The 15,663-nt window shown below is 42.7% G+C and carries 14 protein-coding genes, 6 tRNA genes and 1 rRNA gene; 3 read left to right on the forward strand and 18 right to left on the reverse strand.

Annotated elements, in window-relative coordinates:
• Positions 1-56 precede the first annotated feature (56 nt).
• Together gcvPB and gcvPA are read right to left on the reverse strand one after the other, a co-directional pair.
• Positions 57-1,520, reverse strand: coding sequence for an aminomethyl-transferring glycine dehydrogenase subunit GcvPB (gene gcvPB / locus IR135_RS08290; RefSeq protein WP_135098476.1), 1,464 nt, complete (start codon positions 1,518-1,520; stop codon positions 57-59).
• The gene (gene gcvPA, locus IR135_RS08295; protein WP_135098478.1) at positions 1,513-2,865 is read right to left on the reverse strand and encodes an aminomethyl-transferring glycine dehydrogenase subunit GcvPA; all 1,353 of its coding nucleotides are present in this window, start codon (positions 2,863-2,865) and stop codon (positions 1,513-1,515) included. Before gcvPA ends, gcvPB begins: the two co-directional genes overlap by 8 nt.
• A 346-nt stretch (positions 2,866-3,211) precedes the next feature.
• Here gcvPA and IR135_RS08300 point away from each other — a divergent pair, with 346 nt between their 5' ends.
• The gene (locus tag IR135_RS08300) at positions 3,212-3,832 is read left to right on the forward strand and encodes an NAD(P)-dependent oxidoreductase (RefSeq protein WP_135098480.1); all 621 of its coding nucleotides are present in this window, start codon (positions 3,212-3,214) and stop codon (positions 3,830-3,832) included.
• Positions 3,833-3,894: 62 nt separating this feature from the next.
• Here IR135_RS08300 and glmS read toward each other — a convergent pair whose 3' ends face one another.
• Together glmS and IR135_RS08310 are read right to left on the reverse strand one after the other, a co-directional pair.
• Entirely contained in the window at positions 3,895-5,697 is a 1,803-nt protein-coding gene (gene glmS, locus IR135_RS08305) for a glutamine--fructose-6-phosphate transaminase (isomerizing) (protein ID WP_135098482.1), read from the reverse strand.
• 732 nt (positions 5,698-6,429) lie between these two features.
• Positions 6,430-6,624, reverse strand: coding sequence for a YwbE family protein (locus IR135_RS08310; RefSeq protein ID WP_115885925.1), 195 nt, complete (start codon positions 6,622-6,624; stop codon positions 6,430-6,432).
• Positions 6,625-6,791: 167 nt separating this feature from the next.
• Between IR135_RS08310 and IR135_RS08315 the strand changes: the two genes are divergently transcribed.
• Positions 6,792-7,325, forward strand: a complete 534-nt coding sequence (locus IR135_RS08315; RefSeq protein ID WP_135098484.1) for a metal-dependent hydrolase — start codon at positions 6,792-6,794, stop codon at positions 7,323-7,325.
• A 51-nt stretch (positions 7,326-7,376) separates the two neighbouring features.
• Here the strand turns inward: IR135_RS08315 and fdhA are convergent, their stop codons facing one another.
• From fdhA to IR135_RS08345, 6 genes are all read right to left on the reverse strand, one after another.
• Entirely contained in the window at positions 7,377-8,591 is a 1,215-nt protein-coding gene (gene fdhA, locus IR135_RS08320) for a formaldehyde dehydrogenase, glutathione-independent (protein ID WP_135098486.1), read from the reverse strand.
• A 30-nt stretch (positions 8,592-8,621) separates the two neighbouring features.
• Positions 8,622-9,038 carry a GlcG/HbpS family heme-binding protein gene (locus tag IR135_RS08325; protein ID WP_135098488.1) on the reverse strand — a complete coding sequence of 139 codons (417 nt, stop codon included), beginning with the start codon at positions 9,036-9,038 and terminating at the stop codon, positions 8,622-8,624.
• Positions 9,039-9,244: 206 nt separating this feature from the next.
• A complete protein-coding gene (gene glmM / locus IR135_RS08330; protein WP_135098490.1) occupies positions 9,245-10,597 on the reverse strand; it encodes a phosphoglucosamine mutase in 1,353 nt (450 codons plus the stop codon).
• A gap of 24 nt (positions 10,598-10,621) precedes the next feature.
• Entirely contained in the window at positions 10,622-11,569 is a 948-nt protein-coding gene (locus IR135_RS08335; RefSeq protein WP_135098492.1) for a YbbR-like domain-containing protein, read from the reverse strand.
• Positions 11,556-12,377, reverse strand: coding sequence for a diadenylate cyclase CdaA (gene cdaA, locus IR135_RS08340; protein WP_135098494.1), 822 nt, complete (start codon positions 12,375-12,377; stop codon positions 11,556-11,558). The genes IR135_RS08335 and cdaA overlap by 14 nt, the downstream gene beginning before the upstream one ends.
• Positions 12,378-12,399: 22 nt before the next feature.
• Positions 12,400-13,344, reverse strand: a complete 945-nt coding sequence (locus IR135_RS08345) for a helix-turn-helix domain-containing protein (RefSeq protein WP_167753398.1) — start codon at positions 13,342-13,344, stop codon at positions 12,400-12,402.
• Between the two features lie 143 nt (positions 13,345-13,487).
• Here IR135_RS08345 and IR135_RS08350 point away from each other — a divergent pair, with 143 nt between their 5' ends.
• A complete protein-coding gene (locus IR135_RS08350) occupies positions 13,488-13,946 on the forward strand; it encodes an ArsR/SmtB family transcription factor (protein ID WP_135098498.1) in 459 nt (152 codons plus the stop codon).
• 14 nt (positions 13,947-13,960) lie between these two features.
• Here the strand turns inward: IR135_RS08350 and rocF are convergent, their stop codons facing one another.
• From rocF to rrf, 8 genes are all read right to left on the reverse strand, one after another.
• Positions 13,961-14,866, reverse strand: coding sequence for an arginase (rocF, locus tag IR135_RS08355; RefSeq protein WP_416212704.1), 906 nt, complete (start codon positions 14,864-14,866; stop codon positions 13,961-13,963).
• Positions 14,867-15,006: 140 nt separating this feature from the next.
• Positions 15,007-15,079 (reverse strand) — tRNA-Lys (locus IR135_RS08360).
• 10 nt (positions 15,080-15,089) lie between these two features.
• Positions 15,090-15,161, reverse strand: a tRNA-Gln gene (locus IR135_RS08365).
• A 7-nt stretch (positions 15,162-15,168) separates the two neighbouring features.
• Positions 15,169-15,252 (reverse strand) — tRNA-Tyr (locus IR135_RS08370).
• A 10-nt stretch (positions 15,253-15,262) separates the two neighbouring features.
• Positions 15,263-15,335: transfer RNA gene (locus IR135_RS08375), tRNA-Val, on the reverse strand.
• Positions 15,336-15,357: 22 nt separating this feature from the next.
• A tRNA-Glu gene (locus IR135_RS08380) sits at positions 15,358-15,432 on the reverse strand.
• Positions 15,433-15,444: 12 nt separating this feature from the next.
• Positions 15,445-15,519, reverse strand: a tRNA-Asn gene (locus IR135_RS08385).
• An 18-nt stretch (positions 15,520-15,537) separates the two neighbouring features.
• Positions 15,538-15,652: ribosomal RNA gene (gene rrf, locus IR135_RS08390) — 5S ribosomal RNA — on the reverse strand.
• Positions 15,653-15,663: the final 11 nt, after the last annotated feature.

The following is a 15,663-nucleotide window of genomic DNA, read 5'->3' on the forward strand; positions in this document are numbered from 1 at the left end:
AATAAAACCCTGCACCTGATACATCAAGTATCTGGTACAGGGGCTTAAAATATTACTTATCCTTCTTTAGTCCAGCGTAAAACAGGTTTACGTGAAGCTCTTGTTTCGTCTAAACGTTTAACCGGTGTTTTGTGCGGTGCTTCGTGGATAATATCCGGATTGTTTTCCGCTTCATCAGCGATTTGAAGCATTGTATCGATAAAGTGATCCAGAGTTTCTTTAGACTCTGTTTCAGTCGGCTCAATCATCATTGCTTCTCCGACAATTAACGGGAAGTAAACAGTCGGCGGGTGAATGTCAAAGTCCATCAGACGCTTCGCGATGTCTGCAGTTCTGACTCCAAGTTCCTTCTGTTTGTTACCTGAGATAACGAATTCGTGTTTACAGTGCTGTGTGAATGGAAGTTCGTATTTCTCCTGTAAGCTGCGCATAATGTAGTTCGCATTAAGTACCGCATACTCACTTGCTTTCTTAAGTCCTTCAGCACCAAGTGTGCGGATGTACGTGTAAGAACGGACGTTTATTCCAAAGTTACCGTAGAAGTTCTTAACCATACCGATTGAATCTGGACGGTCATAGTCTAAATCGTAGACACCGTTTTCTTCTACTACAACCGGTTTTGGAAGGTAAGGCGCAAGCTCGTCTGTTACACCGATTGGGCCTGAACCTGGTCCGCCGCCGCCGTGAGGGCCCGTGAATGTTTTGTGCAGGTTAAGGTGAACTGCATCAAAGCCCATGTCTCCCGGACGTGCGTATCCCATAATAGCGTTAAGGTTTGCACCATCATAGTACATTTTACCGCCTGCTTCATGGATAATCTCTGACATTTCAAGGATTTCAGTTTCAAATAAACCTAAAGTGTTCGGGTTTGTCAGCATTAATGCTGCAGTGTTTTCGTTAACTACCTTTTTAAGGTCTTCAACGTCAACTAAACCTTTATCGTTTGATTTAACTTCGACAATTTTAAAGCCTGCAACTGCTGCAGATGCAGGGTTCGTACCATGCGCCGAGTCAGGAACGATTACTTCGTTGCGGTGTGACTCTCCGTTTGCTGCGTGGAAAGCTTTAAACACCATTAATGCAGTCCATTCACCCTGTGAACCGGCTGCCGGCTGCAAAGTGATTTCATCCATTCCTGTAATTTCTTCAAGGTGAACCTGAAGATCGTACATTAATTCTAAAGCACCCTGGATAGTTCTCGTATCCTGATACGGGTGAATGTGGCTGAAGCCCGGTAATCTTACAACATCTTCGTTAATTACAGGGTTGTATTTCATCGTACAAGATCCTAAAGGATAAAATCCTGTATGGATACCGAAGTTGCGGTTCGATAATCCAGTATAGTGACGCATTAATTCCAGCTCATCAACTTCCGGAAGATTTGCATCTACTTTACGAACGTAAGCATCATCAATTTCTTCTTCTAAATTAACTTCCGGTACATCAAGTGCAGGAAGGTTATATCCTACTCTGCCTTCTTTACTGCGTTCAAAAATTAATGGAAAGTTTTCATTAGCCATTGTTGATATCCCCCAATTCTTTAACAAATGCATCGATTTCTTCTTTAGAACGGATTTCTGTCGTTGCAATTAGCATGTGGTTTTCGAACTCAGGGTAAATAATACCGAGGTCAAATCCGCCGACAATTCCTTTTTCAAATAACTTTTCGTTAACCTCTTTAACAGGTTTTGAAAGCTTAACTGCGAATTCGTTGAAGAATGATCCGCTGAATGCAGATGATAAACCAGCTTCTTCAAGCTGCTGTCTTGTGTATCTTGCTTTTTGCATATTCAGTTTAGACATTTCTTTAACACCATTCTTACCAAGTGCGCTCATTGCAGCTGAACTTGCTACTGCGTTTAAGGCCTGATTAGATGTGATGTTTGATGTCGCTTTTTCACGTCTGATGTGCTGCTCTCTCGTCTGAAGTGCAAGCACAAATCCGCGCTGGCCGTCCTGGTCGACAGTTTCACCAACGAAACGTCCCGGTACTTTACGCATTAACTTTTCAGTTGTTGCGAAGTAGCCGCAGTGCGGTCCGCCAAGCTGTGCAGGAATACCGAATACCTGAGTATCACCGACAACGATATCGGCACCGAACTCTGCAGGCGGCGTTAAGTATCCTAGTGCTAACGGATTGCTCGAAACAATCATCATTGCTTTAGGCTGTTCTTTAATTAATTTATTTATTTCTTCAAGCGGTTCGATCTGACCCAGGAAGTTAGGGTATTGAACGATTACTGAAGCTGTATTTTCATCGATTTCTTTTTCAAGCTGCTCTAAATCTGTTTTCCCTTCAGATAAACCGATTTCAACAATCTCAAGGCCTTTACCTTTTGATGCAGTTTTAACTAATTGACGGTACTCAGGGTGTAATGCTTTTGAAACCAGGATTTTGTTTTTCTTAGTCTGAACGTTACTTAAGTACATTGCTTCTACAACAGCAGTTCCGCCGTCATATAATGAAGAGTTCACGATAGGCATGCCAGTAATTTCAGAAACCATCGTCTGGAACTCAAACATAGCCTGCAGTTCACCCTGTGTCATTTCCGGCTGGTAAGGTGTGTAAGAAGTATAAAATTCTTGTCTTGAAATAACATGGTCAACTACCGACGGGATAAAGTGATCGTAAACCCCGGCACCTAAAAATGAACTGTAATCCTGCAGGTTGGCGTTTTTAGCAGCCATTGCAGTCATTTCTTTTTTAAGCTCGTACTCACTAGTTGGCTCTTTCAGATTTAATTTTCTGTCCAGTCTCACTTTTTCAGGAATATCTGAAAAAAGCTCGTCTGTGGATTTTGCACCGATCTTTTCTAACATCTGTGTTTTATCAGCTTCAGTAGCTGGTAAATAACGAAAATCCATTACAATTTCCTCCCTGTTCTTCACATTTATAATATAATAATTTAATTATTATTATCTTATTTCCACGCTCTATACTACCATAACAAACCGATAAATAATCCTCACGGCAGCAGAGCTTATATGGAAACCGCCTAATTTATACAGCGCTTTCAGAAATGGTTAAGAATGTTTTCTTATTTTCTGATTATTTTTCCATACACTGTTTATTATAGAGTTTATTTGGGTATATTGCCAGTCTGATATTATGTAAATCAAAATTTTCAGCAGTGAAGTTATAAACTGAATACAGATTGATAAGAAATATTGATGTTAATATATAGACAGAAGGTATGAGAGGAGTTTTTACATGAGAATTTTAATCTTAGGAATAACAGGGAGAGTCGGCAGTGAAATTGCTAAGCTTGCCCTTGAAGATAAGCATCAGGTGACAGCACTGGTCCGGACACCTGAAAAAATAACAAGTAAAGATGAGAATTTATCGGTTATAAAAGGTGACGTAACAATCAAAGAAGATGTGGAACGCGCCATGAAAGATGCCGATGCAGTAATCAGCGCTTTAAATACAGACGGCGGAGAGACGCTGACAGAAAGCATGCCGCTTATTATTGAAGCGATGAAAGCTGAAGGTATTAAACGCATCGTCACGATAGGTACTGCAGGAATATTGAACAGCAGAGTTGAAGATGACGCGCTGCGCTATCAATCCAGCGAGTCAAAACGAAAACTGACACGCGCAGCTGAAGAACACCATAAAACCTATGAGTTGCTGGAAGCTTCCGAGTTGGACTGGACAGTCGTCTGTCCCACTTATTTACCGGACGGTGAAGCGACTGGTGAGTATCGTGAAGAACGTAATTACCTGCCGGAAGACGGAAAGAAGATTACGGTTGGAGATACCGCAGAGTTTGCATACAAACAGCTTGAGAGTGATGAATATGTGCAGTCGCGGGTTGGGATTGCGTACTAGTTAAAGAAAGGGAGCATCTGATTATTGAAAATCAGATGCTCCCTTTCTATTTCTAAATTTTTCTATTCCACTGTAACCGACTTCGCAAGGTTACGCGGTTTATCTACATCATTTCCTCTGTGCAGTGCTGCATAGTATGAAATCAGCTGGTAGACTACAACGGATACTAATGGTGTCAGCATGTCATCCACTCTCGGGATAACATACGCATCGCCTTCCTGCTCCAGTCCTTCCATTGCTACGACACATACGTTCGCGCCCCGGGCTTTCACTTCCTGTGCGTTACTTCTAATATTCAAGTCCACTTTTTCTTGTGTAGAGAGTGCAAAGACCGGTGTGCCTTCTTCTATTAAGGCAATCGTTCCGTGCTTCAGCTCTCCGCCGGCAAAGCCTTCTGCCTGGATATACGATATTTCTTTCAGCTTCAACGCGCCTTCGAGACCGACATAGTAATCCATTGCTCTGCCGATAAAGAACGCGTTTCTCGAAGTTTCAAGATAGCTTTTCACGATTTCTTCTATCTTGTCAGCGTCTTCTATCACCGCTGTGATAGCCGTTGTAACTTTAGCGAGCTCAGACATCAAGTTCATATCCGATACTTTGTTCAGCTCTCTTGCCGTCACTGCTGCCGTAATCGCAAGCACTGCAATCTGTGCTACATAGGCTTTTGTCGATGCCACTGCAATCTCCGGTCCGGCATGCAGGATTAATGTTTCATCCGCTTCCCGCGACAACGTTGATCCCGGCACATTTGTAATCGTTAAGGATTTGTAGCCTTTTTCTTTAATATCAACAAGCACTGCCCGGCTGTCCGCTGTTTCTCCGGATTGTGAAATGAAGATAAATAACGGATTTTCTGATAAGAGCGGCGTGTTATAAACAAATTCTGATGCCACATGGACTTCTGTCGGTACGCCTGCCCATTTTTCAAAGTATTCTTTACCGATCAGTCCGGCGTGATAACTCGTACCTGCTGCAATAATATATAAACGGTCTGCTTCGTTAAGCTGTTTAATTATATTTTTATCGATTTTTAAATCACCGTTATCATCCTGGTATTCTTTTATAATTTTACGCATGACCTGCGGCTGTTCATTAATTTCCTTAATCATATAATGCGGATAAGTGCCAAGTTCCGTATCGCTTGCATCGATTTCCGCAATATAAGACTCACGCTCGATTTCTGTTCCTTCCATATCTCTGATAATCATCTGATCTTCCATCAGCTGGATGACTTCACCGTCCATCAGCTCTACGAATTCATTTGTTAATTCAAGCATGGCCATAGCATCTGATGTAATAACGTTGAAGCCGTCACCTTTTCCTAAAAGCAGCGGTGATTTATTTTTCGCTGCATAAATAGTATGGTCATCTTCATTATCCAAAAGACCGATTGCATATGAGCCGTGCAGCAGTGACAGTGTTTTTTGAAATGCTTCAAGTGTCGATGAGCCTTCTTGTGCAAATTTCGCAACGAGCTGCACGATAATTTCCGTATCAGTATCCGACATAAGTTTTGTATCGTTTAAATACTCTTCTTTTAACTGTTTGTAGTTCTCAATCACACCATTATGCACCAGTGTGAATCTTTTATCCGAACTCTGATGAGGGTGTGAATTCGTTACACTTGGTTCCCCGTGCGTTGCCCAGCGTGTATGGCCGATACCGGTTGTCCCGCTGAAATCTTCATCCACTCTTTTACGCAGATCGGCAATTCTTCCTTTTTCTTTAAACACTTTAGTTTCTGTTTCATTCTTTACTGCAACACCAGCTGAATCGTAGCCCCGGTATTCCAGCTTTTCAAGTCCTTTTAACAATATTTCCTTCGTATCTGATGATCCAATATATCCAACAATTCCGCACATAAGATAAACTCCTTCTGTAATGTTTTAGGTTTTGTGGAATATCTGCTCTGTCAGACCGGTTGCCCGGAAGTTTTAACAGATAAACTTACGAATACTTCAGTATCCGGGACAGTATCCGCCGAATGTTCGATCACTGCCCTCCTCGTCAACAGTACTGTGTACTGCTCAGGCGCTATTCCGATTTCTTTACAAGCTGTCCTCCTTTATAGTCAGAATAAAATTGTAATTTATTTTTTTCCTTATTACAAGATTTTTTTACCTTTTAATGGTAAAAAATATATTCAAGAGAAGATTTTTGTTTCTATTTTCGTTTTGAATGACAGTGTGACTTTCTTGATGTCAGTCAAAGCTGTTTATCGGACACTGTCAATTTCACGGTGTCCGACAAATACAGTTATCGGACACCGTCAATTCCGCGGTGTCCGACAAATACGGTTATCGGACACTGTCAATTCCACGGTGTCCGACAAATACGGTTATCAGACACTGTCAATTTCACGGTGTCCGACAAATACGGTTATCAGACACTGTCAATTTCACGGTGTCCGACAAATACGGTTATCGGACACTGTCAATTCCACGATGTCTGACAAATACGGTTATCGGACACCGTCAATTCCGCGGTGTCCGACAAATACGGTTATCAGACACCATCAGCAACCAGCAGCCCCATAATCCTCGCTTATAACAAAAAAACAGGAACGATTTATCATTCATTCCCGCTTCAATCACTTATTCAATTATTTCCTTCACTCTGCCGACTGTGCCGTCTTCGAGCTTCACTTTAATACCGTGATGGTGATTTGCAGAGTTCGTTAGTATTCTTGCTACAACGCCCTCGGTCAATTCACCGCTTCTCTGGTGATGTTTCTGCACAACTTTCACTGTGCTGCCGACTTTAATGTCTGCTCTTTTTGTTCCGTCCATAATGATTCTCCTCTTTTATATTCATTTAAATCAATAATAACATGTTCACCTTAATTTTATCTCACCGCCCTCGGCTTACGGACTTAACATTAACTAATATTTGTTCAGAAAAAGTTATATTTATGTCAAAAAAGTGTTATAATATACAGGTCAGAGGAGGTCACATCATGAAAGGTAAAACTCATATCATCGGTGGTGTCGCATCCAGTCTGGCAGTCGCTCATTTTACATACGCCGATCCGGTTTTATTAATTGGCGCCGGTATTGCGGGGTCTTTAATTCCCGATATTTGCCACGGCGGCAGCAAGATTGGCAAGACGTTTCCGTTGCTCTCGAAGTTAATTAACTTCGTTTTCGGTCATCGTTCTTTTACACACAGCCTGCTGTTTATCGTACTGATTGCTTTTCTTGTCGATTACTTCTTTCCGAATGACGCGTTAAAGCTCGGTTTGATTACGGGCATGATCAGTCATTACCTATTGGATATGGCAACTAAAAGCGGCATTCAGCTGTTTTTCCCGATAAACTTCAAGGTCAGATTACCCATTACTACCCGCACGGGCAGTTTTGCTGAAAATATTATTTTCAGCCTGCTGTGTCTCGTTTCATTATATTTTGGTTTTCAGGTTTTAGGTGTATACATATTTAATTTTATTAATGATTTTAATATGGGAGAGTTTTTAGCTGCACCAGCATATTAAAATCATACATAAAAAAGCGAAGCCGGAGACTCGGCTTCGCTTTTACTATATTTATTTCAGCATTCCGTGCGGATCAATCACAAATTTTTTAGCAACACCGCTGTCGAAGTCTTTATATCCTCCCGGCGCCTCATCCAGACTGATAACAGTTGCATTGACTGCTTTTGCTATTTGCGCCTGTCCTGAAAGTACAGCTCTCATTAAATCTCTGTTATACTTCATCGCAGGTGTCTGTCCAGTTGCAAAGCTGTGTGCTTTTGCCCAGCCGAGCCCAAATCTTACTTTCAGCGACCCTGTCTGCGCATCTTTGTCTGAAGCACCTGGATCCTCTGTTACATAGAGGCCGGGAATACCGAGCCCGCCGCCTGCCTGAGTAACATCCATAATCGTGTTCAGCACCTGTGCCGGTTTTTCTTCAGCTCCTTCACCGTGACCGGATGCTTCAAAGCCTACCGCATCGACAGAGCAATCCACTTCCGGCACACCAAGAAGCTGCTCAATCTGTTCGCCGAGCCTGTCATGTTTAGTGAGATTGACAGTGTCGCAGCCAAAACTCTCTGCCTGTTTCAGTCTGTCATCTTTCATGTCACCAACGATTACTCTCGAAGCTCCGAGCAATTGAGCAGAATGGGCTGCCGCCAGTCCTACCGGACCTGCACCTGCGATATATACTGTAGAGCCTGTTCTTACTCCCGCCGTGTACGCACCGTGATATCCTGTAGGAAAAATATCCGACAGCATTGTCAAGTCGAGTATTTTCTCCATAGCTTGTTCTTTATCAGGAAATACAAGTAACTGGAAATCTGCATAAGGCACCATAACATACTCAGACTGGCCGCCTACCCAGCCGCCCATATCCACATAACCGTAAGCTGCCCCCGGTCTTTCAGGGTTAACATTTGTACAAATATGTGTCTTCTGCTCCCGGCACATTACGCAGCGTCCGCAGGCAATATTAAATGGTACAGAAGCGATGTCTCCTTTTTTTACAAACTCAACATCTCTGCCGACTTCAATAACTTCACCTGTAATTTCATGTCCGAGTACCAGACCCTCCGGTGCTGTTGTTCTACCTCTGACCATATGCTGGTCACTGCCGCAGATGTTCGTTGTAATGACTTTCAATATGACACCGTGCTCGCATTTACGTCCCACGTTCGACTTAGGTACTCCCGGCCCATCTCTTAAGACCAGGTCTGGATATTTAATATCCTGCACTTCTACGCTGCCGTTTCCCGTGTACACTACGCCGCGATTTCCCTGCATAATACCCCTCCTATTGTTTTAAGCTGTCTCTTACAAATCCTCTGCTTCAAACGCTTTAACACCGGCTTCCGCAACTTTTACGTCGTTCTCTACACTGCTGCCGCTGACCCCGATTGCCCCTGCTACTTTTCCGTCTTTCTCCAGAGGGAAACCGCCTCCGAAAACAACGATTCGTCCCTGATTGGTCGTGTTCAATCCGTAAAGTTCCGCCTTCGGAACTGTTGCTTCTGCCAGATCTGAAGTCGGCATTTTTAGAGCAACAGAAGTCCATGCTTTGTTCTCGGCAATATCAACACTCGCCAGCCACGCATCATCCATTCGGTGGCTTGCCACCAGGTTTCCCCCTTCGTCCAGTACTGTAATCACCATCTGCACACCAATATTCGAAGCTTCTTCTTCCGCAGCTGCAATGAGTTTTTTCGCTGTTGCCAAGTTAATTCCGGCCATTAAAATTTCTCCTCCCATGAAAAATTTAAATGATATTAGCAGCCTCATCCCGGGCTCGGTTATATGCTTTTACTAATTTAAATAATTTTATCAGCTTCGTTAACCCAATATTATCCCGGACTGAATTTTCAGTCAATAAAAGTGATACGCTATAATTGATATAAAAAAACATCATTCCTTTTTGGGAATGATGTTTGAGTTTATATTTATTTGTCGAGTCCCATTTCAGCTGCTACAACTTCCGCAATTTCCTGGCTGTAGCTGGCTGCAAGTTCTTCCGTTTCAGCTTCCACCATCACACGGACAAGCGGTTCAGTTCCCGAAGCTCGAACGAGAATACGTCCGTTGCCGGCCATACGCTCTTCTACATCAGCCATTACTTTCTTAACTGCTTCATTGTTCGTAACGTTATGCTTGTCGCTTACACGCACGTTTACTAGCTCCTGAGGGAACGTCTCTACCATTGCTGCAAGCTCACTCATTTTCTTGCCTGATTCTTTAACAATTGCCGCTAAATGAATACCTGTTAACAATCCGTCACCTGTCGTGTTATAATCCATCATCACGATATGGCCTGACTGTTCACCGCCTAATGAATAGCCGCCTTCACGCATTTCAGCTACAACATATCTGTCGCCGACCTTGGTTTTATCGGATTTCATGCCGTGTTCTTCCAGCGCTTTATAGAAACCTAGGTTACTCATCACCGTTGAAACAACTGTGTCGTCTTTCAGTTCACCTTTTTCTTTCAATGACTGGGCAAGGATAAACATAATCTTATCGCCGTCGACGATCTCTCCTTTTTCATCCACTGCAATAATGCGGTCCCCGTCGCCGTCGAAGGCAAGGCCGAAATCGCACTTTTCTTCTTTAACGAGCTCCTGGAGTTTTTCAGGATGTGTTGAACCTACGCCTGCATTTATGTTAGTGCCATCCGGACTGCTTCCGACTGTCGCTGTATCTGCTTCCAAATCGCCGAATAAGTACGGTCCTAAGTGATACGTCGAACCATGTGCACCGTCAAGACCAATTTTCAGTCCTTCAAAGTCAGTATCGATTGTTGATTTCAAGTAGCTTAAGTATTTTTGTCCGCCTTCAAAGTAATCTGAAATTGTGCCGACTGAAACACCTGTCGGTCTTGGCAGATTATCTTCTTTGCTGTCTAAGAGCGCTTCAATTTCAGCTTCCTGTTCATCAGTCAGCTTGAAACCGTCCGGGCCGAAGAATTTAATACCGTTATCTTCAACCGGATTATGCGACGCAGAGATCATTACTCCTGCATTTGCTTCCATATCCTTAGTCAGGTAAGCAACTCCCGGCGTAGAAATGACGCCTAAACGCATGACTTCGGCACCGATTGATAATAGTCCTGCGATGAGCGCAGATTCCAGCATTTCTCCTGAAATACGCGTATCTTTCCCAACTAACACGCGTGGATGCTCTTCGCCTTTTTCAAGTAGAGCGTAACCGCCAAAACGGCCTAATTTAAATGCCAGTTCCGGTGTTAATCCTTCGTTTGCAATACCTCTAACTCCATCTGTCCCAAAATACTTTCCCATAATAATCTCCTTTTTAAGCAGCAATTATTCGTCTTTTTCTATCGTGACATCCGCTTCGAGTACAGCAGGTTCACTTTTTGTTACATTTTCAGGTAAATCAAGCCGGACATCTTTTGTGCCCGATGACGACATTCCTTCAACATCCACTTCCGCATTGACAGATGTTATCGAATTTAATGTTTCACTGTCACCATATATTTCAATTGTATCATGATTTAATTCCACTTCCGACAATGTTCTGCCATCTGCTGTCTCACCGGCCGTTTCAAGATGGACAGGTACTTCCTTGCTGAGTTCTTCAACGTCAATCTCGATTCTTACTGTCGATGGTTCTATACTTACATCCAGTTTATTATACTGGGCGTCGAAGGCACTGACTTCAGCTTCTTCAACACGCTCGTTTGTAATACTTGAAGTATCCGACATCATAGCGCGCACGTATTGTATCCGGTTCATCGTACTCTCGCCGCCGCTGACGGTTACTGTTGACGGCTCAACGTTCACCGTGTCGAGCTGATAGCTCGAACCGATGCGGCCTTCGCTTACTTCTGCCTGAACTTCAAAAGTCTGGGAGACAAGATTTTGTATAGTCACATTAGCTGTCTCCGGCTGAACGGTGCTTGACACATTTTCAGGCAGGCCGTTCACTGTAAAGAATACTTCGTGTTCACCAGGTTCACGGTTTCTTAAATCTAAAATCACTTCAAAGTTACGCGTAGCCTGCAGGCGTTTAACGTTTGAATTCGCTCCGCCGAGCTCTACTGTTACTTCCTGCGGTACACCTGAAACGTAATACGACTCTTCATCGTAAAGCACTTCGACAGGAATACCTTCAACAAATTGAGTATCGTCTTCAGTCGTGCTGTCATCGCTGAACAAGTTCATATCTTCAAATACATTATTTGCATTCACATACATAAACAGTGCAAGAAGTAATGCAACGATGCTCAGTCCCAATTTATTTTCGAGCAAACAGACCGCCTCCTTCTTTAGCACCGGCAGTAACAAGCCAATGTTTCTGAAGAAGTTCTTCCAGCTTCTCCAGAGTAATTTCTTTTGACATCTTGCCGCCGTATGTAACTGATACGTTACCTGTTTCTTCCGACACAATTATTGTAAATGCATCGGTCACTTCAGAAATTCCGACAGCCGCTCTGTGGCGGGTACCGAGATCCTTTGCAATCTTATTGCTTTCCGACAGCGGCAAATAGCTTCCGGCTGTCGCGATTTTATCGCCCTGGATGATCATTGCCCCATCATGCAGAGGGGTGTTCGGAATAAAAATATTAATAAGCAGCTGAGAAGAAATTTCTGCATTTAACGGTACACCCGTCTCAATGTAATCCTTCAGCCCTGTTTCTTTTTCGAGCACAATCAACGCACCGATACGGCGTTTAGCCATGTAGCGTACTGCGGTCACCATATCCTGCCGCATTTTCTCATGCTCGCTGACATCGCTGCCGGCACTGCTTCTGAACAGGCTGCCCCGGCCAAGCTGTTCAAGCGCCCGTCTCAACTCGGGCTGGAAGATAACAATAACGGCCAGGAAACCCCATTGAAGCACCATATCGAACAGCTGTGTTGTCGTTGTTAAATCTAAAAAATTACTTAATGCCCGTCCAATAATTATGAAAAATATCCCTTTGATTAATTGTACAGCTTTTGTCCCTTTGATGACCGTCAGGATTAAATAAAAAACGTACCATATAATCACAATGTCAATAATGCTGGTTATAACAAATGATGTAGAGATATTATCAAAAAAGTTGGCTGTTTCCATAATGATTTTCCTTTCTATTATGTTATAAGCCACCTAATCTCCCGGTAAGTTCTTCGTACAGACTACCTATTTGCGGTATGCTGGGAAACTCCTTATCAGGCTCTGGTATTGCTTTTAATAATTGATCAGCTTCTTTTACTCTGTCGAGCTGCCACAGGCTGTATGCCCGCATAATGTCGATATCCGTTTCCCCGCTATCCGCAAGTTCCAGGACATCTTTATACCTTTCCAGCTTTAAGAGAAGCAGCATTTCAAACTTCTTCAGCTCTTCTTTTTTATAAGTAATGCTCAGCCTGGAAGATATCTCATGAATATCTTCAATCAGTCTGTGTGCAGTGTAATATTGTTTAAATATAATATAACATTTTACAAGTGCAAATCGTAATTTAATATCGGAAATATTCAATTCATCGAATTTAGTTAACAGATAAACTGTCTCTTCAAGTATATCTATCGCTTCGTCTATCGCTTCGTCTTCCATAAGCAGTTCTGCTTTTAACAGCACAGCGTTAACGTAATGCTGATTGACAGCGACTGTCGACAATTTCTCGAGCGCTTTATCAGTATGCAGTTTCGTACGTTTTAAATCCCCTTTAAATTTAAAATACCGTGCATAAATTAAATGAATTCTTCCGCTGTCCGGCAGCGGCACATCTTCAATTAGTTCGTATTCCTTGTCGATAAAATATTTTACAACGTCGTAATCTTCATTGTCTACCTTTAATTCATAATGGCCGATTTCCCGCAGTATTTCAAAATTATTATATTTAAAATGCGAGACTTCTGCCATAAAATCATTTACAGTACAATTCAGGCGCTTGCTCAACTTTACTAATACGTTGGTGGATGGCTGGACGGTCCCTTTTTCTATCAAACTTAAATAAGTTCGGGAGATGATCCCGTCAGCCAGTTCTTCCTGGGTTAAATTATTATTATTTCTTATTTCTTTAATTCTTTGACCTATCATACTCATCCCCCTAAGTACTTAACATTTTAATAATACCAAATTCACAATTGTGTAACAAATATTCTCTTTTATTTAAAACCTGTTTAATTGACTATATTTACATTTTACATGATAATGATAAGAAAAGTATATGGAGGACATTGATGGAAAAACTGCTTGTCATTAATGAACTTGACCAGCTTAAAGCAATTAGCGATCCTTTCAGGCTGCAGCTGCTGTCCATGATGGCTGAAGAGCCAAAGACCGGTCAGATGCTTGCCGATGAACTTAATCTGCCGAGAGCAAAAATCCATTATCATTTAAATCAGCTGCTGACTCATAATATTATAGCCCTTGCGCATACTGTTGAAAAAAATAGTATTATCCAGAAGTTCTACCGTCCGGCTGCAGAAACAATTGTCCCTTCTATCAATATTTTTAATTTAAACGCGAAAAACTCTGTTTCATCCTCTGAATCCTACAGTATTAAACTTACTAATGACCAGTTTACAAAATTAACCAGCAAACTAGATAAACTGTCTGTGAAAAAAAGTGAAAAAAAAGAAACAGCTACTGCTGATGAGTACGCTGTTTACATGATGAAAATTATGAAAGAAGCCTGAAGAGGCTTCTTTTTTTATAACTGGCTCTGACCAAATATGTACTCCGCAATTTTTACTGCTTTCTCTGCTGTATCGTTACAGTCATCAAGGAGCGGATTGACTTCAACTAAATCTGCTGAAACAAGCAGTTCAGTTTTACTCAGTATGTTTAATCCGATCAGCATTTCCGATAAAAATATCCCTCCTGCAACTTTCGTTCCGGTTCCTTGAATCTCCAGCGGATCGAGACTGTCCACATCGAGCGACAGATGTATTCCGTCGCAGTCCTGCAGATACTTAAGAGACTTCGTTATGACAACGTCGAGCCCGAGTCTTTCAACATCACTCATCGTATAGCATTTAATACCGTGCTCTTTAATATAAGTCTTCTCGCCGGAGTCAAGATCACGCACCCCGATCAAAACAATATTCTCATGTTTCAGCTTCGCACCCTCATGATGAATATTAACGAGCTCTTCACTGCCTTCTCCGAGCAGCACACCGAGAGGCATGCCGTGTATATTTCCGCTCGGCGATGTTTCACTGTTATTGATATCTCCGTGAGCATCTATCCACAGTACCCCGAGATTATTATATTTGTTTGCCATACCGCTTATTGAACCGATTGACAGGCTGTGATCACCGCCGACAATAAATGGAAAATGATTACGGTTTAATGACGCTTCAACAGTGCTTGCCAGCCGTTCGCTGAAATCTTTAACCTGTTCAAAATTGATTAGTCCTTCATCATTTTTAATATCGTGTGTCCCGTATTCAGGACGATAGCTGCCGTATACATTTCCTAGATCAGCTACATCGTGACCAAGCTCGGATAAATGTTTCTTCAAACCGCAAAAGCGCACCGCATCCGGACCCAAAGATACCCCTAACTTTGGCTGTCCAAATGCTGTAGGCGCGCCGATGATGTCTATTTTAACCACTGACATCCCTCCCAAAACTATTCCTTTGTCTATTTACAATATACTAAAGAAAGCGCTTTTATACAAGGCTTTATAAATATAAATAAAAACTAAATTTATGTATAAAAAAAGAACACTTACCATTTGTAAGTGTTCTGCGATGAGCCATGCAGGATTCGAACCTGCGACCCTCTGATTAAAAGTCAGATGCTCTACCAACTGAGCTAATGGCTCCAATTATAAACTGGGCTGGAAGGATTCGAACCTTCGCGTCACGAGACCAAAACCCGTTGCCTTACCGCTTGGCTACAGCCCAAAATCTATGGTGGAAGGGGGCAGATTCGAACTGCCGAACCCGAAGGAGCGGATTTACAGTCCGCCGCGTTTAGCCACTTCGCTACCCTTCCGGACAAAAAATGGAGAATGACGGGCTCGAACCGCCGACCCTCTGCTTGTAAGGCAGATGCTCTCCCAGCTGAGCTAATTCTCCATATTGAACTATATAATTTAAATGGTGACCCGTACGGGACTCGAACCCGTGTTACCGCCGTGAAAGGGCGGTGTCTTAACCGCTTGACCAACGGGCCAAAACATAAAAATGGCTCCACAGGTAGGACTCGAACCTACGACCGATCGGTTAACAGCCGATAGCTCTACCACTGAGCTACTGTGGAATAATCATTAAAATATTAGCCTGGCAGCGTCCTACTCTTGCGGGACGTCAGTCCAACTACCATCGGCGCTGGAGAGCTTAACTGCTGTGTTCGACATGGGAACAGGTGTGGCCTCTCCGCCATCGCCGCCAGACTATTGAATGT

Origin of the sequence: Jeotgalicoccus nanhaiensis (genome assembly GCF_015235105.1) — a bacterium.
GTDB classification, from domain to species: domain Bacteria; phylum Bacillota; class Bacilli; order Staphylococcales; family Salinicoccaceae; genus Jeotgalicoccus; species Jeotgalicoccus nanhaiensis.